Origin of the sequence: Campylobacter felis, from assembly GCF_030250085.1 — a bacterium.
In the GTDB taxonomy this organism is placed as follows: Bacteria; Campylobacterota; Campylobacteria; order Campylobacterales; family Campylobacteraceae; genus Campylobacter_D; species Campylobacter_D upsaliensis.
The window spans coordinates 1-23,569 of the sequence record NZ_JANURX010000012.1; the positions used below are offsets into that span (position 1 = coordinate 1).

General features: G+C 34.0%; 23 protein-coding genes and 1 pseudogene. 8 read left to right on the top strand and 16 right to left on the bottom strand.

Annotated elements, in window-relative coordinates:
• The 13 genes from NYG92_RS06920 to rpmH form a co-directional block, all read right to left on the bottom strand.
• Window positions 1–3,081, bottom strand: a 3,081-nt coding sequence (locus NYG92_RS06920) for a hypothetical protein (RefSeq protein ID WP_289233937.1), incomplete at its 3' end; no start/stop codon positions are given.
• 147 nt (window positions 3,082–3,228) lie between these two features.
• Window positions 3,229–4,941 (bottom strand): AAA family ATPase, encoded by a 1,713-nt coding sequence (locus NYG92_RS06925; protein ID WP_289233938.1) that lies wholly within the window; start codon window positions 4,939–4,941, stop codon window positions 3,229–3,231.
• Window positions 4,942–4,949: 8 nt separating this feature from the next.
• Window positions 4,950–5,420 (bottom strand): hypothetical protein, encoded by a 471-nt coding sequence (locus tag NYG92_RS06930; protein WP_289233939.1) that lies wholly within the window; start codon window positions 5,418–5,420, stop codon window positions 4,950–4,952.
• Window positions 5,417–5,908: a YajQ family cyclic di-GMP-binding protein gene (locus tag NYG92_RS06935; RefSeq protein ID WP_027303680.1), complete on the bottom strand. Its 492-nt coding sequence runs from the start codon at window positions 5,906–5,908 to the stop codon at window positions 5,417–5,419. Before NYG92_RS06935 ends, NYG92_RS06930 begins: the two co-directional genes overlap by 4 nt.
• On the bottom strand, window positions 5,898–6,830 hold the full coding sequence (locus tag NYG92_RS06940; protein ID WP_270977628.1) for a D-2-hydroxyacid dehydrogenase: 933 nt from the start codon (window positions 6,828–6,830) through the stop codon (window positions 5,898–5,900). Before NYG92_RS06940 ends, NYG92_RS06935 begins: the two co-directional genes overlap by 11 nt.
• A 9-nt stretch (window positions 6,831–6,839) precedes the next feature.
• Window positions 6,840–7,610, bottom strand: coding sequence for a molecular chaperone DjiA (locus tag NYG92_RS06945; RefSeq protein WP_289233940.1), 771 nt, complete (start codon window positions 7,608–7,610; stop codon window positions 6,840–6,842).
• Window positions 7,607–9,787, bottom strand: a complete 2,181-nt coding sequence (gene purL / locus NYG92_RS06950) for a phosphoribosylformylglycinamidine synthase subunit PurL (RefSeq protein WP_289233941.1) — start codon at window positions 9,785–9,787, stop codon at window positions 7,607–7,609. The genes NYG92_RS06945 and purL overlap by 4 nt, the downstream gene beginning before the upstream one ends.
• Window positions 9,788–9,797: 10 nt before the next feature.
• Entirely contained in the window at window positions 9,798–11,126 is a 1,329-nt protein-coding gene (mnmE, locus tag NYG92_RS06955) for a tRNA uridine-5-carboxymethylaminomethyl(34) synthesis GTPase MnmE (RefSeq protein WP_289233942.1), read from the bottom strand.
• Entirely contained in the window at window positions 11,119–12,000 is an 882-nt protein-coding gene (locus NYG92_RS06960) for a Jag N-terminal domain-containing protein (protein ID WP_289233943.1), read from the bottom strand. The genes mnmE and NYG92_RS06960 overlap by 8 nt, the downstream gene beginning before the upstream one ends.
• Window positions 11,997–13,610 carry a membrane protein insertase YidC gene (gene yidC / locus NYG92_RS06965; RefSeq protein WP_289233944.1) on the bottom strand — a complete coding sequence of 538 codons (1,614 nt, stop codon included), beginning with the start codon at window positions 13,608–13,610 and terminating at the stop codon, window positions 11,997–11,999. Before yidC ends, NYG92_RS06960 begins: the two co-directional genes overlap by 4 nt.
• Window positions 13,611–13,955, bottom strand: a complete 345-nt coding sequence (gene yidD / locus NYG92_RS06970) for a membrane protein insertion efficiency factor YidD (protein ID WP_270977638.1) — start codon at window positions 13,953–13,955, stop codon at window positions 13,611–13,613.
• Window positions 13,943–14,266, bottom strand: coding sequence for a ribonuclease P protein component (gene rnpA / locus NYG92_RS06975; protein ID WP_257405502.1), 324 nt, complete (start codon window positions 14,264–14,266; stop codon window positions 13,943–13,945). Before rnpA ends, yidD begins: the two co-directional genes overlap by 13 nt.
• Window positions 14,263–14,397, bottom strand: coding sequence for a 50S ribosomal protein L34 (gene rpmH / locus NYG92_RS06980; RefSeq protein ID WP_004277342.1), 135 nt, complete (start codon window positions 14,395–14,397; stop codon window positions 14,263–14,265). Before rpmH ends, rnpA begins: the two co-directional genes overlap by 4 nt.
• A 132-nt stretch (window positions 14,398–14,529) precedes the next feature.
• On the opposite strand from rpmH, the gene NYG92_RS06985 reads away from it, so the two are divergent.
• Genes NYG92_RS06985 through NYG92_RS06995 form a run of 3 tightly spaced genes read left to right on the top strand, consistent with a single transcriptional unit; the run spans window position 14,530 to window position 16,807 of the window.
• Complete coding sequence (locus NYG92_RS06985; protein WP_289233945.1) at window positions 14,530–15,009, top strand: GNAT family N-acetyltransferase; 480 nt, start codon at window positions 14,530–14,532, stop codon at window positions 15,007–15,009.
• Window positions 15,006–15,614, top strand: a complete 609-nt coding sequence (locus NYG92_RS06990; RefSeq protein ID WP_004275161.1) for a uracil-DNA glycosylase family protein — start codon at window positions 15,006–15,008, stop codon at window positions 15,612–15,614. Before NYG92_RS06985 ends, NYG92_RS06990 begins: the two co-directional genes overlap by 4 nt.
• A complete protein-coding gene (locus NYG92_RS06995) occupies window positions 15,611–16,807 on the top strand; it encodes a hypothetical protein (protein ID WP_289233946.1) in 1,197 nt (398 codons plus the stop codon). The genes NYG92_RS06990 and NYG92_RS06995 overlap by 4 nt, the downstream gene beginning before the upstream one ends.
• Here NYG92_RS06995 and NYG92_RS07000 read toward each other — a convergent pair.
• Window positions 16,799–17,173 (bottom strand): YbgC/FadM family acyl-CoA thioesterase, encoded by a 375-nt coding sequence (locus NYG92_RS07000; protein WP_270977646.1) that lies wholly within the window; start codon window positions 17,171–17,173, stop codon window positions 16,799–16,801. The two genes, NYG92_RS06995 and NYG92_RS07000, sit on opposite strands and share 9 nt — an antisense overlap.
• A 113-nt stretch (window positions 17,174–17,286) precedes the next feature.
• Here NYG92_RS07000 and NYG92_RS07005 point away from each other — a divergent pair, with 113 nt between their 5' ends.
• From NYG92_RS07005 to NYG92_RS07025, 5 genes and pseudogenes are all read left to right on the top strand, one after another.
• Entirely contained in the window at window positions 17,287–17,982 is a 696-nt protein-coding gene (locus NYG92_RS07005; protein WP_289233947.1) for an alpha-2,3-sialyltransferase, read from the top strand.
• Window positions 17,983–18,011: 29 nt separating this feature from the next.
• A complete protein-coding gene (locus NYG92_RS07010; RefSeq protein ID WP_004277348.1) occupies window positions 18,012–18,167 on the top strand; it encodes an alpha-2,3-sialyltransferase in 156 nt (51 codons plus the stop codon).
• Window positions 18,167–19,207: an N-acetylneuraminate synthase family protein gene (locus tag NYG92_RS07015; protein ID WP_289233948.1), complete on the top strand. Its 1,041-nt coding sequence runs from the start codon at window positions 18,167–18,169 to the stop codon at window positions 19,205–19,207. The genes NYG92_RS07010 and NYG92_RS07015 overlap by 1 nt, the downstream gene beginning before the upstream one ends.
• Window positions 19,204–20,326 (top strand): annotated as a pseudogene (gene neuC / locus NYG92_RS07020) (UDP-N-acetylglucosamine 2-epimerase). Before NYG92_RS07015 ends, neuC begins: the two are co-directional and overlap by 4 nt.
• Entirely contained in the window at window positions 20,323–20,994 is a 672-nt protein-coding gene (locus NYG92_RS07025; RefSeq protein WP_289233949.1) for an acylneuraminate cytidylyltransferase family protein, read from the top strand. Before neuC ends, NYG92_RS07025 begins: the two are co-directional and overlap by 4 nt.
• A 42-nt stretch (window positions 20,995–21,036) precedes the next feature.
• Here the strand turns inward: NYG92_RS07025 and NYG92_RS07030 are convergent, their stop codons facing one another.
• Both NYG92_RS07030 and NYG92_RS07035 read right to left on the bottom strand, forming a co-directional pair.
• Window positions 21,037–23,232, bottom strand: coding sequence for an endonuclease MutS2 (locus NYG92_RS07030; protein WP_289233962.1), 2,196 nt, complete (start codon window positions 23,230–23,232; stop codon window positions 21,037–21,039).
• Window positions 23,225–23,569 carry a hypothetical protein gene (locus NYG92_RS07035; RefSeq protein WP_027303695.1) on the bottom strand — a complete coding sequence of 115 codons (345 nt, stop codon included), beginning with the start codon at window positions 23,567–23,569 and terminating at the stop codon, window positions 23,225–23,227. The genes NYG92_RS07030 and NYG92_RS07035 overlap by 8 nt, the downstream gene beginning before the upstream one ends.

The window sequence follows — 23,569 nt, forward strand, 5'->3', positions numbered from 1 at the left end:
AGATCTTATAATATTAGCTGAAGAGAAAATTCCACTATATCCTAAAGAAATATCAGAATCCTTAGTCAAGTCATAAGAAATTCCCCCTTGCACTACTCCATAAAGTCTAGCAATGTCAAGTTCAGCATTTAAGACATTGCTATCAAGATGTAAGGTTCCTTTTGCATCTTTATAGACATTAATAATCGTTCCTAGTGCCACAGCTGTTTTAAAACGATTAATCCAAGGAGTTTCATATTTTACCGTTGCTACTGCATCGATGAAATTAAAATTTTGAGAAAGATAATGCTCCCTTGTGCCTCCTAAGTGATTAAGAGTAAAAGGCTTAGAGTGCATACCTAGATAATTAAAGCCTATTTGAGGAGAGATTTTTGCATCATTTTTAAGATAATGACTTAGTCCCACTCTAGCATTAGCCCCGTATCCAAATACCTTTGCAGTAGAACTAACAGAGCCTATATAACCACGGTAAGCCTTAGTTACATCTCTTTTTATATAGTCAATCTTAGTGGTAAGATTCATAAAATAAGTTGTTAAATCATCTTCATAAAAGCTATTTTTATAAGTTAAACCTGCATAATAAGAATTTCCATCTATTTCTAATCTTTGTGCATTAACCTTTTGATCAACATTTTCAAAGCCTGTATAAATTCCTAAGACTCCATAATCATTTGGAAGTTGTCTTTGTGTAGCGATAAGCATACCTGAGGAATTTGATTTTAATGTCCCTGTCTCACTTCCTAAGTTTGCGCTAAAGTTTTGATAATAAGGAATCACAAAGCTATGGTTGTGAGAGTTTTCATCTCTGTGATGGGTGTGGAGTCGCTCTAACTGGCTTAAGCTTTTGCCATTAGCATTTGTTTCACCTTTTTTACCTGAAACAAAGACTTGAGTGGTGGCTTCTCTTAGCATCCTTGAGAGATTGACATTTCTTACTCTTTGAGAATAAATAATAGATTGTGCTAGGGTTCTACCACTTAGCTCATCTCTATTAATGATAGCTCTATAGCGACCCTTATCCCCGTAATTTTCAAAGGTATAAATGCCTGAAACAGAATAGAGTTTATTGATATTTACACCTTGACCATTATTGATTTTATCTCCTATCTTATTGCCGTTTTTATCTGCGATGAGGCTATAAGCATCATAGGTTTCATCTACATCTAAATTATGTGTGCTAACAAAAGCATTTTCTAAGCTAATGTTTGCATAATCTCCATCTACAAGTAAGGCATTGTTTTTTCTCTCTTCTTGTGTGGTATATTCTTCTTTATTAAAATACCAAATAGGGATATTAAGCTTACCATTTTTGTTATTTTCTATATGGACACCATTTGCTGTTTTACCTATCTCTCCTATGGTTTGAAAATCTTTTATCCCTTCAGTCCTTCTAAAGTCATTAACAACAGTTAAAGTTCCGCCGTCATTGATGATACCCTTTGTGATTGTGCCTTGATTGTGGATAGTTGCGGTGCCTTTATTTTCAATTTCATTGTTAATAGTGCCTGTGTTGTGGATAGTGGCGGTTGCACCAGTTGCGGCGTTTGTAACCTTATCAATCGTTCCTCCACTATTTGTTAAAGTGAGTGTTACTGTGCCATTATTTGTAATGACTTTCATAGTGCCTGAATTTGTGATATTTTCTACTTTTCCTTGCTGTTGTATAGTGATGTTTTGCATAGTGCCTGAATTTGTGATACTACTTAAAGTTCCATTATTAGTGATGTTTTTCATAGTTCCCTCATTATTAATCGCTTCTACGCTTCCACCACTATTAATAGTAATGTCATTACTTATCGTTCCGCCTTGCTTATTTTCAATTGTTCCTACTTTATTGCTTAAAGTTAAAGTGCTATTAAAAGTTCCAGAATTGCTGATTGTTCCTACTTTATTGCTTAAAGTTAAAGTGCTATTAAAAGTTCCAGCATTGCTGATTGTTCCTACTTCGCCTTTTAAATCAAGCGTTCCGCCCATCGTAGAATTTGCATTATTTGAAATGCCTCCTAGTTTGGAGTTTTGTTCTAGGGTGATTTGATTATTAAAATTTGCGCCGTTTTGATTAACGATATTGCCACTTACATTACTTGTTCCTGTGATGTTGATAGAACCTGTGCTAGCGTTAGTGCCTGAATTAACGATATTGCCACTTACATTACTTGTTCCTGTGATGCTGATAGGACCTGTGCTAGCGTTAGCGCCTGAATTGACGATATTGCCGCCTATGGTGGAATTTGTGATGTTTATGCCGTTATTAATTTTACTATTATTATTATTATTAATCCCTCCATTTACCGTGCTATCACTCACGCTAATGCTTCCCATAGTGCGGTTATTAGTGATACCACCATTAATAGTCCCGTTATTGATAGTTAAGGTTTGTATAGTGCCATTGTTATTATTTCTAATGCCATTATGGATAGTACCTCCTTGAACAGTGATAGTATTTATTCTTCCGTTTCGATTATTATGAACGCCACCTTGCACTTGTCCTTGGTTGATAGTTAAGGTTTGTATAGTGCCGTTATTATTTCTAACGCCTTGTTCGATTTTACCTCCGTTACTGACAGTGATAGTATTTATTTTTCCTCCTTGATTATTAATACCGCCATACTGAGCCCAGCCTGCAATGGTGCCTTCGATGTTTAAAGTCTCGATAGTTACATTAGGATTACGTATATACATAGTGCGCATGCGTCCTCCTTGTTTGATATCTATAGTTGTTATCTTAGTGCCTCCTTTGAAATGAAACCCTGCAACATTTCCGCTATTAATATCCACTTGATTTATAGTTGCGTTTTGTGTATCAAGCCAAGATTCTATAGAAGCTTTTTCTTGTATATCAAGTTTTTTAATGGTTGTGAAATATAGTCCTAGAGAAGCTTTAATACCGCTATAAGTGCCCGTATTTAAGTGGGAATTTACTATTAGTGTTTTGCCGTAATGATTATGATTTATGAACCTATTATTGTTAGCAATGGTAATAGTTTGGGCATTTAAATCTACTGTAAGGAAAATTAAAGAACTACAAGAAAATAAAGTAAAGCCTTTTAAAGCTGGAGTTACCCCCCCCCCCCCCCGCAAGAATAAGATGTTTTTTCATAACTAAATCCTTATCTAAATAAGATAAAAATAATTGTAATTATAAGGAAAAATTAACAAAAAGTAAAGAGAAATTTGAAAAATCGTTTTTTTTTTTTTTGTAAAATATGGAAAAATGGGAGTTGAAAACTAAAATCCTACAATTTTACTTTTATCAAAACTTCCCTCAAGCTCTTTTTGTATGCTTTCTAAAAAAGCTCTCATCGTAAAAATGCCGTCCTTTGAAATGGCTGTTTTTAGGGCTGTGTTTTTCACGACCATAAGAATTTGTGCGCCACTTAGCTCGTATTTAGCTAGAGTTTCAAGCTCAAAAGCCTCTTCAAAATCCGCATTTTTAGGCAAAAATTTCTCCCACATCTTAAGCCTGTCCTTAAAATCAGGCTTTTTAAATTCAATCTTTAAATCAAAACGCCTAGAAAAGGCACTATCAAGGCTTTCTAAAAAATTGGTCGTGGCGATTAAAACTCCGCTAAAACGCTCGATTTGCTCTAAGAAAATATTTTGCATTTGATTGTGCATTTTATCACTTCCACTGCCTCCCTCTATGCGTGTGCTTAAAAACTGGTCTGCCTCATTAAGCAGTAAAATGGGACTTTGCTTACAAGAATTGGCGATATTTTTATAAGTGTCAAAAATTTTTCGCACATTTTGTTCGCTCTCGCCTACCCATTTGCTTAAAATTTTAGAGCAATCAAAGCTTAAAACCGCCTTTTTCATAGCCTTAGCTACGCCAAATGCTGACATTGTTTTACCTGTGCCCGGGGGTCCGTAGAAAATAATCTTTGCTTCGATATTTTTAGAGCTTTTAATCCCCCATAAACTAAGCCTTTCAAGGACTTTTTTATCTTTTTGTTTTAGGATATTGCTTAAAAGCTCTTTGGTGTTTTCTGGCATTATGATGTCATTAATGTCAATATTTGGCTCGATGAGTTCGAAAATTTCTTGCTCTTTGACAAGGCTTTCAAGTTTTAGCTTTTGGTTTTGTTTGGTAGGGGAATTAATCACCCTTTCTAACACTTCATCGCTGATAAAAAAACTCTTAGAAAGCTCTCCAAAAGCGTTTAAATACTCATCATACTCGATTAAATTTAAAAGCTTAGAATCGTCCTCTAAAAGCTTTTTATTTTGACGCAGTTCAAGCTCGTTTTCGCTAATTAAATTTAGCAAAGCGTTTTGCTCTCTGGCGGCTGAGTTTTCGTGGCTTAGGGTGTATTCCTCCTTTAAGAGTGCTAGGAAGAGAATTTGCTCTTTAGCGTTTAGGGCGTGTTCTTTGAAAATCGCATTTAAGACATTATGAAATTTACTAAGTTTCAAGCACTCTTTAATATACTTTTCAAATTCTTTAATGTGGCTTTTAAGCACGGCATAATACTCGCTATGCCTTGCGAAAGAAAGCCTTTCATAAAACTCCACTTTTAAAAACTCGTCCCTTAAATACTCCAAATAAGCCCCATAAGCTTTAATTTTAGGCACTTTAAAGGAGGTTTTGCTATCAATAAAGTCTAAAAAATACTGACTAAGGCTTAGTTCGCTTTGTAATAAAACTAACTTAGAATTGCTTAATTTATTAGAATCGATATTTTTAAAAAAGCCCGAACCACTCGTTACAAAACCGCGTTTAATCAAGCCTTTTAAATCCTCTAAATAATCTAAATAAGCATAATCTTTCTCCCCAAAAAGTCCCACAAGTAAGCTAAAAGCACTCACGGAGGCACTGGCACAAACATAGCTTTTACAAAGCTCTTTCAAAATCAAGGCTTCATTTTTAGAGCATTGAAGTCTTTGATAAAGCTTGGTTTTTTCAATTTTAGGTTCGTTTAAAAATTCTTTAAGTTCAAGCATTATTTCCCCTAAAAACGGCTAATCATTATCCTAAGCCCTGAAATTTCATCTTTAAAACGCAGTTTTTCATCGCAAATTTCATAAAATATCACGCTATCTTTGCGGCGTAATTTCTGGCTAAAACCGCACGGCGTTTTTTCTAAATTTTCGCCCTCAAAAAGAGGCTTTAACTCTAAAATGTCGCGTAAAAAGTCCTCATAATAGGCGTTTTTTAGATATTTTTGATTAAATTCTTTTTTCGCATAACAAACGCCATTAAGACAAATTTTTTCTTTAAGATTAAGCTTAAAAAAGGGCTTGGCGAATTTATAAAGCTCTAAAGAAAGGACGGAGTTTTCACGCTTTAAAAAACCCGCCTCGTTAATCTTAAAGCTAGAAGAAGAGATGAAAACCTGTATACTTTGAGCCTTTTTATTTTCACTCTTTGTCGCACACGCACACAAAAATAAGGCACAAATAAAGCTAAGAAAATATTTCATTTTAAATTTTTAAAGCTAAGATTAAGCTCTAAATCAAGCTCTTTGACAAGCTTTATTACCGCTTGTAAATCGTCAATTTGCTTCGCACTCACGCGCACTTCCTCGCCTCTTATTTGAGAGCTTACCTTGAGTTTGCTATCCTTAATCGCCTTATTGATTTTTTTAGCGTTTTCGCTGTCTATGGCGTTATTAACCTTTAAATTTAGCTTAAAAACAGCCCCACTCTCACGGGATAGCTCCTTAATACCCTTAGGATTAATCCCTCTTTTGATAAGCTTTGAAATCACAATATCCTTTAAAACCTCAAGCTTTGCTTCACTCGAGCATAAAAGCTTAAAAACGCTTTCTTTTTCGCTAAATTCTAGCTCACTTTTCACGCCTTTTAAATCGTATCTGCTCTCAAGCTCTTTTTTAGCTTGCTCTAGGGCGTTTTTAAGCTCCCCACAATCAACCGCTCCGCTAATGTCAAAACTATGCTCACTTGCCATTTTCTACCCACTCCTTTAAATTTTCATAAACTTTTTGGATTAAAGTTGCTAAACTTTCCTTACTCGCCCAAGCAATGTGCGGGGTGATTAAAAGCTTATTTTTATTTTTCACGCTTAAAAGGGGGTGATTTTTAAGCATAGGCTCATTTTCTAAAACATCAAGCCCCACTCTAAAATTCTTTTCATCTAAAGCTTTTGCTAAATCTGCTTCATTGATAATGCCTCCACGCCCTACATTAATCAAAATCGCCTCATTTTTAAGCAAAATAAGCTCTTTGTAAGAAAGTAAATTTTTCGTTTTATCATTAAGCGGTGCGTGGATACTAATAATATCGCAAGTTTTTAAAAGCTCGTTAAGCTCTATTTTCTCATACTCTGCGTTATGATTTGCTCCGCTTGTAGAATAATAGCACACCCTAGCCCCAAAGGCACTTGAAATTCTAGCCACTTCTTTACCTATGGTCCCAAGTCCTATAATACCGTGTTTTTTACCGCTTAAATCACTTAGCATTTGTGTAAAATCGGTAAAAATTTCACTCTCGCACCACTTGCCCTTTTTTACCCAGTCATTATAAAAAATCGTTTGATTTAAAAAAGCAAAGATTAAGGCAAAGCTATGTTGAACGACACTTTTTGTCGAGTATCCTGCGACATTTTTAACGGTAATGCCACGCTTTTTAGCATACTCAAGGTCTATATTATTAAGCCCGGTTGCTGTTTCTAAAATGAGTTTTAAATTTGTATTTTTAAGCACATTTTCATCTAAAATGACCTTATTAACCATCGCCACATCGGCATTTTTAAGCCTTTCGATAACCTTATCTTTGGGCGTTAGCTCATAGCTTACAAAGTCCCCAAATTCGCTAAATAAGCTTAAATCCGCTCCGCCTAAAGTCGCAGAATCTAAACATACAATTTTCATTTTTACTCCTTAACTTAACTTTTTCTTTAAAAATTCATAAGCTTCGTTGATTTTTTGAAATTGCTCTACGCCTCTTTTAAGCTCTTCTTCGCTGACATTATTTGCGTTTAAGATGTCGGGGTGGTATTTTTTCGCTAAAGCTCTATACTGCTTTTTGACCTCGCTTAAACTTGCTCCAGTCTTAAGCTCTAAAAGTGCGTAAGCTTCATTTTCGTTTAATTCTTTTTTAGGACTTTTAAGCCTAGAAAAGCTTTCTATAAAGGCTTCAAGCTCACTTTTTGCTATATTAAAAGCTCTTGCAATTTGCTCTAGGAGTTCTCTTTTTTTCGCATTAAATTCCCCGTCAATCAAAGCCATAAAAACAAGCACTCTAAGCACATTTAGCCTTTCATTTTTAGGGAGGGGGACCTCTTTTAAAAAATCCTTAGCCACTTCAAAAACATCATTTAAATTTTCTTTATGCTCGTTAAAAGCGGACTTTAAAAACGCCCTTTCTTTCTCATCTTTCGCATTTGCGTCTAGGAGTTCGCTTATCATTTCAGCTTCTTTTTCGCTAACCCTGCCATCACTTTTAGCAATCTTAGCCAAAAGGGCGATGACATAATAATTCATACGCCTTTTAAACTCCTCAACCCTCTCTTGCATTACCCCCCTAGCAAAGCCTCTTGCAAAGCCCTTAGCACCGCGACTAGCTGAATTTACAAATTCACTTTTGCCCCATTTTTTATAATATAAATAAAAAATGAAAGCGACTAAAATAAGAAGTAAAATTCCACTCATAATATCTGCTCTTTAAAACTTTCAAAATAGAGCTTTTTAAGCTCCTCACAGCTTAAACTAAGGCTATCAAAAATGAATTCTTGCTTTTTCGTGCTAAGTCCTAGTTTATAAGCTTTTATGCCAAATTTTTGCGTCAAATTTAAAAAGGCTTCTTCATTTTTTACTCCCACAACAGCCCTTGAAGCACTTTCCTCAAAAAGCCACGCTTCATTTTTAAATTCGCTTTTTAAATCGACCCCCACACAAGAAAGGGCGACCATTTTAGCCACGCTTAAAGCCACGCCTCCCACGCCCACGCTATTAGCACACTCTAAAAGCCCTTTTTCATTTGCACTTATGAGCAAATCCCAAAGTGTAAGTTCGGCTTTATAATCCACGCCTTTTATGCTACCTGCTGTCTTTTTATCTTGCACTTTCATCGCTAAAGAGGCACCAAATTCCCCAAAGCTCTCTCCTAAAAGATAAAGAGCGATATTTTCTTTTTCTATCCTCGCTTTAAGGGTCAAATTTGCGTTTTTTTGCACTCCCACGCCCACTATGGTAGGGCTTGGATAAATGCTAATGCCGTCTGTTTCATTATATAAAGAAACATTACCGCTTACAACAGGCGTATTTAAAGCCTTACAAGCCTCTTTTATGCCCTCGCAACCTTGTGCGAATTGCCACATTACTTCGGGATTTTGTGGGTTGCCATAATTTAGACAATCACTAATTGCCAAAGCCCTAGCCCCAGCACAAGCTATCTTTCTCCCCACAGCCGCCACAGCCATAGCTGCACCCTTTTTAGGGTCGATGAAATTAAGCGCTGAATTACACTCCATAGCCATAGCTAAAGCCGCACCATTTTCTTTAACTCTAAGCACACTCGCACCTAAAGCGCCGTCCGCTTTTATAGTATTTGTCCCCACGCTTGAGTCAAATTGCTCGTAAATAAAGCTTTTATCATTAACACTTTCATTACTTAACATTTGCTTAAAAAGCTCATTTATAGGGAGTTTTAGTTCGAATTTTTCTTTTTTAATTGTTTCTAAATAGCTAGGCTCTTTTATAGGTCTATCTAAAATCGGTGCTTTTTCACTTAAAGGCTCGATAGGGATAAGCCCTACCCTTTCATTATGCCAAAAAAGCTCCATTAAACCAGTATCTGTAACCTCGCCCATAACTACGGCATCAAGCTGCCATTTTTTAAAAATTTCTATGACCTCATTTTCAAAACCCTTTTTCGCACAAATAAGCATTCTTTCTTGACTCTCGCTAAGCATTAATTCATAAGGACTCATACCCTCTTCACGCATAGGAGTTTTATCTAAATAAAGCCTCATTCCACTTCTACTACGCCCAGCCATTTCAAAGCTACTTGAAGTAAGCCCTGCTGCACCCATATCCTGTATGCCTACAATATAATCTTTCTCAAAAAGCTCTAAACAAGCCTCCATTAAAAGTTTTTCACTGAAAGGGTCGCCTATTTGGACTGTGGGACGGAGTTTTTTACTCTCTTCGTTAAAACCTGAAGAACTCATCACCGCTCCACCAAGTCCATCGCGTCCCGTTTTAGAGCCCACATAAATGACAGGATTTCCCACGCCCTCAGCCTTAGCGTAAAAAATATCCTCTATTTTACAAATTCCAAGCGCAAAGGCATTGACTAAAATATTGCCATTAAAGCAAGGTTCAAAGGCACACTCTCCGCCAATTGTCGGCACTCCCATACAATTTCCATAATGTGAAATTCCACTCACCACGCCCTTGAGTAAATATTTTTGATGTTTAGCAACTTTTGCGTCTTTAATGTCGCCAAATTTTAAGGAGTTAAGCCCTGCAACGACCCTAGCTCCCATAGTAAAAACATCTCTTAATATCCCCCCTACTCCAGTAGCTGCCCCTGCAAAAGGCTCGATAAAACTTGGGTGATTATGACTTTCGACTTTAAAAACTGCTGCCATACCTCCGCCTATGTCAATCACGCCGGCATTTTCTCCCGGTCCTTGTATGACCCAAGGCGCTTTTGTGGGAAAGCCATTAAGGTATTTTTTGCTTGATTTATAAGAGCAATGCTCACTCCACATCGCAGAAATCACGCCAAGCTCGAGTAAATTTGGCTCTCTACCTAAGATGTTTAAAATTTCAGCATATTCCTCATCGCTAATTTTATGGGCTTTGATTGTTTCTTTATCCATTTTATATCCTTTATTTTCCTAAGCAAAAATTACTAAACATTTCATCTAAAATTTCTTCCCTCTTAAAATCTTTGGTAAATTTTGTAAGCTCTTCAATCGCCATATTAAACTCAAAAGCAAAAAGCTCCAAAACTCTCTCATCTAAAAGCGTTTTTGCCCTTTGTATGGCTTCACTAGCCTTTTTACAAGAGTGGATAAAATCAAGTGAGCTTACCAAAAAACCCTCGCTATCTAGGCTATTTAAATAAGTCTCTAAAGTCTTTTTTAAGGGCGTTATGTCCTCTTTGGCACTGATTTTTAAAAAATGAATTTCGCTAGGACCTTCAAATTTCTTTTTTAAATCGCACTTATTTAAAAGATAAAAAATCTTTTTTTCACTAGCTTTTAAAAGGCTTAAAATTTCTTTATCCTCATCGTCAAATTCCCTTGAGGAGTCAAAAAGTGCTAGGATAATGTCTGCTTCATCAATGCTTTTTTTACTTAGCTCAATGCCTATTTTTTCGATTGCTTCCTCGCCTTTTCTAATACCTGCGGTATCGATGATTTTGACTAAATGTGTGCCGATTTTAAGGCTTTCTTCTATAAAATCTCGTGTCGTTCCCGCCAAAGGCGATACTATGGCTCTTTCATAGGCTAAAAGAGCGTTTAAAAGTGAGGATTTGCCTGCATTTGGCTTACCTATGATGGCGATTTTAAAGCCCTCCAAAAGGGCTTTTTTACTTTGAGAAAGGGTATAAATCTCCTCTAAAATTCTCGCATTTTCTTCACACATCGTGCAAATTTGAGTCATTAAATCACTTGGTAAATCATCATCCGCATAATCAATGCTAGTCTCCACAAAGGCTAAACTTTTCACTAAATCAAGCCTGATTTTTTCTATCAAATTAGCTAAAGTTCCTTGCATATTTCTAGCGATAATTTTGGCTGATTTGGCTGATTTGGCATTGATAAGATCTTGGATATTTAAAGCTTTTAATGCGCTCATTTTGCCATTTAAACACGCTCTTTTGCTAAATTCCCCAGCCTTAGCCAAACGCACATCATTTTTTAATAATTCATCTAATAAAATTTCACTTACACTAAAGCCGCCGTGAATTTGAAACTCTACCACATCTTCACCCGTAAAGCTAAAGGGTGCTTTAAAATAAATCATAATCGCCTCATCAATGAAGACATTTTCATCATTAAAAAGCTTGACAAAATACGCATAACGAGGACTTAACTCATCTTTATGTGAAAGCTTTAAGCCAAGCTCTAAAGCCCTACTTCCACTTACTCTTATGATAGAAATAGAACCTGTGCCATAGGCTGTTGCAAGGGCGGCTATGGTATCATTCATCTTTTTTTACAAAATCATTAACCACGACAAAACGCTGTTCGCCATTTTGCTTAATGCCTACATATTTGTGGGGAAACATTGCTCTTAATTCTTCTAAGGCGATTTTAATCAAAACCCCATCAAGTGGCTTAGTCTGCCCTCTTCCACTTTGTTTAATTTTTTCCGCCACACCTTGCAAATAAAATTGCATTCCTTGAATTTGTTTTTCTAAAAATTCGGCAATTTCAAGACGAACTAAAAGATTATATTTTAAATTAATCCAATTATGCAAAAGATAAGAAAAGGCTTTATAGCGATGTGCCTCTTTACCTATTAAAAGTGCGGAGTCTTCACCATCTAAACGGATAAAAATGCAATTTTCATTATACATTTTAATCTCTTTTAAAGAAATTTGAAAACAAGAAATTTTTAAAAGTCTTTCTAATTGAATTTTAATCTCGTCCAAAAGGTCATCTTGATTACGACTAGTATGGTCTTCTTTATGAAAGCTATCAAAAATAGCATCGCTTTTAACGACATATTTTTCTTTTTTACTTGACTCCATTTTTACTTCAGTTTTAGGCTCATTTTCTTCCATTTTTTTAATTTTAGACTCATTTTTTTTAAACTCACTTTCTGTTTTTACGACTTTGTCTGTTTTTTGAAAATGATTTGATTTTTCTTCATTTCTAAAATGAGGCTTATTTTCTTTTTTAAAATGCTTTTTTTTGTATCTTTTTACTTCAACTTCTATAATAGCACTTTTACGCCCAAAACCTAAAAAGCCACTTTTATGCTGCTGTAAAATGGTATATTCTAAATCTACCACAGAGCATTCAAGCTTGATAGAAGCTTCCGTTAAGGCACTTTGGAGGTCTTTAGCTTCTATTTTCATTTCGCTTTCTCGCTTTCTCTTTTGTGATGTTCTTTTTCAAACATCTTATTAATTATCCATTGCTGAAGCAAAGAACAAAGATTATTGATAAACCAGTAAAGCGTCAGTCCAGCAGGGAAAGTGATGAAAAAGATTGTAAAAATTACAGGTAAAAATTTCATAATCTTAGCTTGTAAAGGATCTTGTATAGTCATAGGAGTGATGAGCTGCTGTAAAAACATCGTAGCACCCATTAAAATCGGCAAGATAAAATAAGGATCCATCGCTGATAAATCCTGTATCCAAAAAATCCACGGCGCATCTTTAAGCTCAATAGCATTAAATAAAACACGATAAATCGCAAAGAAAATAGGAATTTGTAAAAGTATAGGCAAACAGCCACTCATAGGATTTGCACCGTGTTTTTTATAAAGCTCCATCATATGCATATTCATCTTTTGAGGGTCGCCCTTATAACGCTCCCTAATCTCTTTCATTTTAGGGGCTAAATCTTTAAGCTTATTCATAGAAATCATAGATTTATAAGTAAGTGGGAATAAAATCACACGCACAATCAAGGTTAAAACAACAATAGCCCAACCCCAGTTTCCTATATGCTTAAATAAAAAGTCAAGTCCTACATACATAGGTTTAGCGATGAAGGTAAACCAGCCAAATTCCACAACATCTTCAAGCCTTTTATCAATAGCCCTTAAAGCTTCGTGTTCTTTAGCACCTATATAGCCACCTGCCTTAAATTCTCTATCTGCATAGGCAAATAAAATAGGATTATCATTTGTATCTTTAGAAATGGTAAGGTTTAAAGGCTTGTCAAAATTATAAAAAAAGCTCGCATAATATCTATCAAAAGCTGAAGCGATGAAAGCTTTATCGATACGCTCCTCCATATCCATATCTCCATCTTCAAAGGTATGGGTAGTATTCTCACTATCTAAAACTAAAGCTCCATGCACGGTATAAGAATCAACCGCTATACTAGGTCTAAAGCCCGGAGTGATGAAAAAAGGTGCATTTTGATTTAATCGAACCTCAATTTCATAATTTCCTCTTGGGTTAAAAGTGATGATTTTTTCTACTTTTAAATTTGATAAATTCTGCGTTAAAACAAGTTTTTTACTCTCATTTGTGTCTAAAAAAAGCTCATTTGTGCTAGTTTTGTAATCCGTTTTAAAAGCTTCTTCATTAATAGAGCTATTTGAAAAACGCAATTCTAAGGGGCGAGGATTTTGCTCTTTAGCGATGAGATTGATTTGACTTTTATCTTCATTAAGATATTTTTTATCTTTGAGATAAAAACTTGAAATGCGTCCAAGTGTGTCAATTTCCGCTTTAAAATGCGGACTTTCCACACTTGCCAAAACTCCACTTTTAACGCTACTTAAAGCTCCATTTGTCTCTACACTTTTGGCTAGGTCTTCTTGTAGCTTAGGAGCAACATTAGCCTCTAAATTTTGAGTTTTTGTTGTGTTATTTTGCGTAATGTTTTGTTCATTTAAATTTGGCTTAGGCAAGAAAAAATAATCATAAGCCACAAAAAAGATAAAAGAAAGCACAACGGCTAATAAAATGCGTTTTTGCTGAAAGATATTGTTATTATTTGAATGATTCACTTAATTTCCTTTAAAGATTATTTTTACGAGATAAAAGCCTTTATCTTCGCAAGGTATATATAAAAAATGCAATTTTTTTTGTGCTAAAAATTTAGGTTTAAAACATAAAGTATCACTTTTGAAAATCTTAAAAACTTTAGGATAATCAAAGCCACCACGAAAAAGAGGATTGCATCTTATAATTCTAAAACAAGTTAAAAAGAAAGCAAAAAGAGCATTATTTTTTTCAAACTGCCAAAAAGCATACTCTGAACAACTTGGATAATACCTACAAACAGGAGGTTTTAAAGGGCTTAAAAATCTTTGATAAAAACGCAAGGAAGTCAAAAATGCTATCTTAAACATTGTATTCTTTTTAAACCCCATTTTAGACTTTTTTCTAACTTCAAAAAGGAAAACTCATTTAAATCCGCTTTTGCAACAAGAACATATTTGCCATTTTTTAGGTCATTTTCAACCTTTGCAAATAAAGCTCTTAAAACACGCTTTGCACGATTTCTCACCACAGCTTTCCCAACTTTTTTACTCGCAACGACCGCTCTTTTTCTTTCGTTTGTAGGAAGATAAAAAAGAATAAGTCCATCGCAAAACCATTTTTTGCCAGATTTATAAACAGCAACAAATTCTCCAGCATTATCAAATCTAGAAAATTTCACACAGCAAGTCTTTTTCTTCCCTTAGCGCGTCTAGCATTAATCACTTTGCGACCATTTTTAGTTTTCATACGCACACGAAAGCCGTGAGTGCGTTTTTTAGGAGTTTTATGCGGTTGATAAGTTCTTTTCATTATTTTTCCTTAAAATAAAATTTAAGCAGAGATTATAATCTAAATTTACTTATAAAATCTTTTAATTAAGAGTAATTTTTAAGTTATTTTGCTAAATTTCAATTTTTGAAATGATGAATTAAGGAAATTATAATGAAAAATTTTAGTATCAAACCCTTAGAAAAAGAAAATTTAAACGAACTTTTAACTATGCTTAAAGAATTTGCGGCATATGAAAATAAACTAGACTATCTCAAATGTGATGAAGCAAAACTTGCAAATTTATTTTTAAAAAACGAACACGCAAAAGCCTTTATATTAAGAGAAAACGAACAAATTGTAGGCTATGTTATCTTTTTTTACACCATTTCCTCTTTTTTAGGCGAAAGAGGAATTTATATAGAGGACATTTATATTAGAAAAAATTTTCGCAAAAAAGGCTATGGGCGTAAGGTTTTTGAATTTATCGGTGAGCTTTGTCAAAAAGAAAATATCACTATGCTTTCTTGGGTTTGCCTCAATGATAACGCTCAAGGCGTTAATTTTTACGAAAAACTTAATGCAACACATCTCAAAGACATTCGCACTTATCGCTTAGATGGACAAAATTTAGCTAAACTTAACAATTTATGATACGCTCTTTACATTATCTTAAGGCTATGGGCTATGATTTTAGCCCTCAAAATTTTTCTAAACTAGACAGGTTAGATGATTTTAAAACCTTACGCGATAAAATTGCGACCTGCACTCTTTGCAATTTTTCAAAAACGCGTAAAAAAATTTTAATGGAGGAGAGATTAAAGCCTTGCAAACTCTTTATTTTAGATACTCACGCCTCACAAAATGAAAATGAAAGCGGAATTTTACTTCAATCTAAAAAGGGTAAATTTCTTTTCAATTCTTTAGAAAAAATTCTCAATTTAAGCAGAGATGAATTTTATTTTTCTTATATTTTCAAATGTTTTAGTGCAAATAAAAATGATGATTTTGCCTTGCATTCTTGTTTGCCTTTTTTGCTTAATGAAATCAAACTCATTAAACCAAAAATCCTTCTTTGTCTAGGAGAATACGCCCTAAAAGCTTTAGGTTTTTCAAATTTTAAAGCTCTCAAAGGTGAGCTTTTTGCCTATGAAGATTTTTTCATTTTAGCAAGTTTTGATGGAGAATTTTTAGAAAGAAATCCCAGTTTCAAAGAAGAATTTTTTAACGATTTAAAAAAACTCAAAGGATTTTTATGAAAAAAATATTTTTGTGTCTTATTTTGCTTTTTACTTTCGCGCAAGCAAAAAAGCAAGAGCTTTTAAATTTTATCCCACCTGAAGAAAGCTATGTTAATCTAGAAAATAAAAAATGCAATGAAGGCTGCTTATTGGAGCTTTTAGAAGAAAAAATGTATCTTAGTTTTTTGAGTGAATTTGTTGAAAATCAAAACCAAATTTTATCCAACATTTACGCAAAGCTCCTAAATTCCATCACGGATTTTGAAAAAAATTTACAAAAAATTGATAATAAAAATACTATTTCCGTAAAGCTTGCGCTCATCATACCTGAAAAAACTATCAAAAATTACTCCAATATCATTATCAATTCAAGCATTGCTTATCTTTTAAAACAAAGAGCTGAAATTAAGGTTGAAGTTTTTTTAATCGGCACCGAAGAGGAGCAAAAGATCAAAGAAACCTTACGCAAAATCAGCTCTCAAGGCTATAAATTTGCCATTGCTGGATTTACCAATAAAGGCGTAAAAGCCTTAGAAAACTACCAAGGAGATGTAAAAATTTTCATTCCAACCACTCACAAAAGCACTACGCAAATTCATAATGAAAATATTTATTTTGGTAGTATAGATTATGATGCGCAAATTAAAAAATTACTCGATAAATCTAACGGCTTTAACGCCATATTAAGTGATGAAAGTGCTCTTTTAAACGAGCTAAATTCTAAAATAAAAGCCCAAGATCCTAACGCAATAATCTACAAAATAGGCGATGAAAAGATTGACTTTGCAAGGGTTTTAAGGGGACTAAGAGGTGCTTCTGTATTTTTTAACACTCCTTTAATTAAAACCGCTCTTTTAAGCTCTCAAATTCGTGTGCATAATATCCGCACTAATGTTTTATTTTCTACCCAACTTAATTACAATCCAGCCTTTTTAAGCCTCACACAAGAAGGTGATAGGCGTCAATTTATCATTGCAAATTCTATCGATAAAAACGATGAAGAATTAAATTATCTCAACGAAATGTTTGCACAAAATTTAGATTATAACTGGGTCGCTTATGCGACTAGTGTGGGGCTTGATTATTTTTACACAAATTTTTTAAATCCCAAAAGTGAAAGAATTTTCGAAGAGGAATTAAACAATTCTCAATTTATTTACAAAGTTCGCTTAATGCAAGGTAAGGCTGGAAATTTTGAAGAGTTAGAATAGCTCTTCAAAAAGTCTTTTAAGAGCATCGTCTATCCTTGTGGGCTTTGAGTCTTTCACAAAAGCTAGGGTAAATTCGCCCTTAAACAAAAGCTCCTTTTCTCTAAAAATCTCCTGTTCTATCACAAGTGAAGCTTTTTTGAAATTTAAAATTTTTGTCTTAACCTCCACAATATCTCCAAGCCTAGCAGATTTTAAAAAGGCACAATTAGCACGAGTTAATAAAAAATGCCCACTTTTTGCATCGAAAATATCAACATTTTTTTTAAAAAAAAGTTCACTTCTAGCGCGTTCGCAAAATTTTAAATAATTGCTATGATACACCACTCCCCCAGCATCTGTATCTTCATAATAAATTCGCATTTTCATTTTAAAATCCTTAATTATATATTATTATCGTATCTATTTTTTAATTTTTTACTTTATCCTATTTTTGTATAATAAGCAAATAAGAATTACAACATTATTTAAGAGGTTTTGATATGAACATAAAAAAAGCTATCATCGCTGGTAATGCTCCTAGTTTAAAAAACATAGATTACACTCTTTTGCCGCAAGATTATGATGTTTTTCGTTGTAATCAATTTTATCTTGAAGATAAATACTATTTAGGAAAAGAGCTTAAAGCTGTATTTTTTAATTCTTGCGTCTTTTTTGAAAATTACTATACTCTTAAAGAATTAATTAAAAATGAAGAATATACCACCTCTTTGATTTTTTGCTCCTCACATAAACATCTCGAGGAGAAAGATTTTTTAGAAAATTTTAAGGATTTTTACCCAGATAGCACTATGGGGCATGAAATTTTAAGTCGATTGGAAAAGTTTTATGCCTGGACTATTTTTAATGATATTTATGAAAATCGCCGTTTTACAAGTGCGATTTATATGTGTGCAATTGCCGTAGCTATGGGTTATAAAGAGCTTTATTTGGCTGGGATTGATTTTTATAACACCGGCTCAACTTATGCTTATACGCAAGGAGAAAATCTTACGCGTATTTTTGGCGATTTTAAAAAATATAATGGACACACTCAAGATATAGAATTAGAAGCCTTAGAATTATTAAAAGAACTTTACGATGTAAAAATTTATTGCCTTTGTCCTACTAGTCCTTTAGCCAAATTTATAACCCCCCCCCCCCCCCCTCAACTTCTCATCTTAATCATTTTACATTAGAAAATAAACCTCAAAACCACATTAATGATATGCTCTTACCTTCAAAAAGAGCTTATAAAAATGCACGGAAACTTAGAAATTACGATAACTCAAAATTAACGGATAATCTTTATTATCGCCTCATTAAAGATCTTATTAAACTTCCTAGCAATATCAAACATCATCTTAAAACAAGGAGATTTTAATGCAAGAAATAAAAATAGGAAAATTAATCGTCTCACAAAATACTTCTCCTTTAGTTGTGCCTGAAATAGGGATTAATCATAATGGTAGCCTAGAATTAGCCAAGCTTATGGTCGATTCTGCTGCAAGAGCTGGAGCTAAAATCATCAAGCATCAAACGCACATTATAGAAGATGAAATGAGCAAGGAGGCTAAAAAAGTCATACCTGGGAATGCTAAAATTAGCATTTATGAGATTATGAAAAAATGTGCGCTTAATGAGAAAGATGAAAGAGAGCTTAAAGAATATGTAGAAAAACAAGGACTTGTCTATCTTAGCACTCCTTTTAGTAGAGCTGGAGCTAATCGCTTAGAAGATATGGGAGTAAGTGCCTATAAAATAGGCTCTGGAGAATGTAATAACACTCCACTCATTAAACATATCGCCTCCTTTAAAAAACCCATAATATTAAGCACCGGTATGAACGACATTAAAAGCATTACACAAAGTGTAAAAATTTTAAAAGATTTTGAAGTGCCTTTCGTGCTTTTACACACGACAAATCTTTACCCAACTCCCCCTCATCTTGTAAGACTTCACGCTATACTAACCTTACAAAAAGAATTTAATGCTCTTGTGGGACTTAGCGATCACACGACTAATAATCTTGCTTGTTTAGGAGCTGTGGCACTTGGTGCTTGTATGATAGAAAGACATTTTAGCGATACAATGGATAGACAAGGACCTGATATCATCTGCTCTATGGACGAAAATGCCCTAAAAGAACTCATCATACAAAGTGAGCAAATGGCATTAATGAGAGGCTTAAATGCCAAAAAAGAAGCTGCAAAAGAAGAACAAGTTACTATCGATTTTGCTTTTGCAAGTGTGGTAAGCATTAAGCCTATTAAAAGGGGTGAAATTTTAAGCGAGGAAAATATTTGGGTAAAAAGACCCTCATTAGGCGGTATTCCTGCTCGTGAGTTTGAAAATATTTTAGGCAAAAAAGCTTTGAGGGATATAGAGTGTGATAGTCAGCTTAGTAAAGAGGATTTTCAATGAAAAAAATTGTTTTCATCACAGGCACGAGAGCAGATTTTTCTAAAATCAAATCTTTAATGCTAAAAGTTGAAAAAGCAAATGATTTTGAACTTTTTATCTTTGCAATAGGTATGCATATGAGTAAAAATTTTGGACTAACTGTGAAAGAGATAGAAAAATGCGGCTTTAAAAATATTTTTAAGTTTATCAATCACGACAAATATTTTCAAATGGATAAGGCTTTAAGTGCGACCATAGACGGCTTTTCGCGTTTTATCCACGAGTTAGAACCTGATTTAATAGTCGTTCACGGCGATAGAATTGAGCCTTTGGCTGCTTGTATGGTGGGAAGTCTTAATAATATCTTGGTAGCACATATTGAAGGGGGTGAAATTTCAGGCACAATTGATGATAGTATAAGACACGCCATCTCTAAACTTGCACATATTCATTTAGTTAATGATCAAATGGCTAAAAAACGCCTGATTCAAATGGGAGAAGCCGAAGATTCCATTTTTATCATAGGATCTCCTGATTTAGAAATTTTAGCACACAATAAAATTTCACTTGAATTAGCAAAAAACTACTATGATATTCCTTATGAAAATTATGCTTTAGTGATGTTTCATCCTGTCACTACGGAATTTCACACTTTAAAAGAGCAAAGCGATTGTTTGGTTGAAGCTCTTAAAAAAGTCAAAAAAAAAATTACATTGTTATTTATCCCAACAATGACTTGGGATTTGAACAAATTCTTCAAAGCTATGAAGATTTAAAGAAATTTAAAAATTTTAAATTTTTCCCTCTTTGCGTTTTGAGTATTTTATAACTTTACTGAAAAATGCCGATTTCATCATAGGAAATTCTAGCTGTATCTTAAAGGAAGCAGTGTATTTAAATATCCCAGGCATACTTGTAGGCTCAAGGCAAAATGGAAGAAAGGGGCAAGAGAGCGTTAAGTGCGTAGAAACAAAAACGGAAGTAATTTTACAAGCCATACATACACTTCAAAAGCCAAATAATATAAATAAAAATAAGAAATTAAAAATTTTAGACAGTTCGAAATTATTTTTTAAACACTTGCAAAATGGCGATTTTTTCAAAATCAAACAGCAAAAAATTTTCAAGGACTTAAAATGACCTTAGCACTTATCCCAGCTCGTGGTGGCTCAAAAGGTATCAAAAAGAAAAATCTCACCCTACTTCAAGGCAAACCACTACTCTACTACACTATAAACGCTGCTAAAAATTCTAAGTATATTGACAAAATTGTATTAAGTAGTGATTGTGATGAAATTTTAAACTATGGTAAAAGTCAAGATATAGAAATTCTAAAGCGTCCTAGAGAATTTGCTCTAGATGATACTACTAGCGATAAAGTTATATTGCATAGTTTGCAATTTTATAAAGGATATGATAATATCATTTTACTGCAACCCACTTCACCTCTTAGAACAACATCGCATATCGATGAAGCCTTTGAGTTTTTTGAAAAAGAAAAAACTGACTCTATCATCAGTGTATGCGAGTGTGATAATAAAATTTTAAAAGCTTTCATCAATGATGAAAAAGGTTATTTAAAAGGAATTTGCAATAATGATTATCCTTTTATGTCTCGTCAAAAATTACCAAAAACATATATAAGCAATGGTGCGATTTATATTTTAAAAATTAAAACATTTTTAACAAATCCCCATTTTTTACAAGAAAAAACAAAATGCTATCTTATGGACGAAAAATCGAGTATAGATATAGATACTTTAGAGGATTTAAAAAAAGCGGCAACGCTTCTTAAAAACACACAATAGATATAATTATAAACTAGGCTCAAAACTCTCCGTTTTTTGCGTTTATAATCTTATAAGTTTTGCGCCAAAACCACCCTGATTAATCGGTGCATCGCTAAAATTCTTAACGCTTTTGTGTGATTTTAAAAATTCTTTGACCGCAAAAGCTAATTTGCCCGTGCCTATGCCGTGATAAACTAAAACTTCATCAAGCCCAGCTATAAGGGCGTCTGAAATGAATTTATCTAGCCTTTCTAAAGCCTCATCGCTTCTAAGTCCGTGTAAATTAAGGCTAAGAGCTAAATTTGTGGGCTTTGTTAAGCTAATTTGCGTTTTTGTTTTAGGTTTGGGGGTGGGGGTGCTTTTTCGCAGTAAATTTAAGCCTATGCGAAGTTTTAAACCCTCACTTTCTATCAAGGCATCGTTTTTAGAAATGCCTATAATCACGCCTTTTATTTTTTCATATTTGACCACATCGCCCACGCGAAATTCCTCTTTTTGTGCGCAAGTGGGTGGAGTGATGGCTCTTTTAAGCTCGTTTGCCCTATTAAGACCTCTTTGCTTTTCTTTAGTGTCGTGGAGTTTGATTGTTTTTTTTGCCTCTTCTATGGCTTTGTGAAATTCTAAACCAAGTGCGTTATATCTAGCTCTAAACTCATTTTCATTTTTTTCTTTTTGTTCTTTTAAATTCTGTAAAATGGAGTCCGCTTTTTGCTCTTTTTCACTGACTTTAGCTAATTTTTCTCTAAGCTCAAGCTCTAAATTGATATTTTTACCGACTAAATCCTCCAAGCCTTGCTTCTCCTCGCCATAATTCTGCCTTGCCTTAGCAACTAAATTTGGCGGAATTTGGTAGCGAAGTGCCGTTTCAAAGGCGTAGGATTTGCCTATCGTGCCTTTTAAAAACTCAAATTTAGGACGCGCTAAAGCCTCATCATATAAAGCAGCTAAAAGCTCAACCTCACTATTTTTAGATAAAAGCATAGCAAGGCGTTTGTGGTGCGTTGTGATGATGATTTTAAGCTTATTTTCTATGAGTTTTTCTATCAAAGCACTATAAAGACAAGCCGCCTCTTCAAAATCAGTGCCGAGCTCTATTTCATCGACTGCTAAAAGCAAATTTTTCTTATTAAAAAGCTTAGAAAAGGCTAGCATTCTACCCGCAAAAGTGGAGATGTCATTTTTGGCATTTTGTGGGTCTTCAATGATGGCTTCAAAGTCCTTAAAAGAGCCAATTTTGCTTTCATCTGCTTTAATGTGCATAGGGAGTAAATATTTAGCTAAAAAAGCCGCACTTAAAATGCTTTTAAGTAGCATAGATTTCCCACCTGCATTAACGCCTGTGATGATTAAAACCTGTTTGTTAAATTCCACGCTTATGCTTTTTGGGTTTTTAAGGGCTGGGTGGGCGAAGTTTTTAAGCCTTATCATAGAACTATTTTCACACAATATAAACTCATAATCTTTCTTTTTTGCAAGTAACACCCTCGCACTATAATGGTCAAATAAATCAAAGGCTTGATTGATAAATTTCAAAAATAAAAGATTTTTATGCAGTAATGCGGAAAAATTTTTAGCATATTCATAATAAATCGCTTCCTTTTTCTCCTCCAAATCATCAAGCTCACTTTGCAATTTTTCCACGCCAAAAGGCACGACATAAAAGCCTCCGCCACTGCTTCTGCCTATAATTTTAGCCTTTAAGGCGTGATTAAATCCTCCTCTTACAAGTAAAGCTTCAAAACCGCTAATCAAGTGAATTTGGGTATCGATAAGATAAGGGCTTAAAGCCTTTGTGTGGGCGAGTTTTTTGAATTCAAGGCTGATATTTTCTTTTTTGATTTTAATCGCTTCATTTAAATTTATAAGCCTTTCATCAAGGCTTTCTTTTAAAACGCCCTTTTCATCAAAAGCGTGTATAAAATCTAAAAGCTGGGGCAAAATTTCGATTTTATCTAGCCAAGCTTTTAGTGAGCCTTCAAATTTTAAGCTTTTAAGATAAGAAAAATAACGCAAGATTTTCACAAATTCAAAAAGCTCGTCAAGATGCAAAATGCCTTGTTTGCTAAGATGTATGAGAGCAAAATCCAAATTTTTCACGCTTAAGGGTGGCTTAAAGTCAAGCTCACTAAGCTCACGCAAACGCTTAAAATGCAAATGCGTATCGCCTTCTAAAAAAATCTCCTTTTCTCTTGCAAAAAGTGCCTTAAATTCGTCGATATAATCTTTTAAATCAAGCTTAGTTAAAAGCTTATTCATTACTAAGCTCACATTTTCTAATGTCAAGCACCACGCCTTTAAATTCTTTACTCTTAGCTACAAAGCTTGAAGTGCCAAATTCGTAGTTAAAATGCTCTTTGGAAACATTAAAATCTTTGCATTTTAGGGCTTTTCCCTGATTAAAAGCGTAAAGTAAATCTTGCTTTTTGTCGCTTAGTTTGAGATTTTTACTTTCAAAAAGCACAGCAAAAATGATGAAAATTGCAAGTAAAGCGATAAAAAATGGCTTCGTTTTTTTACCTAGTTTTTTTCTCAAAGAAAAAGCGATGAGAGCTAAAATTAAAATGATTAAAATGAAAATAAAAATTTTTGCCAT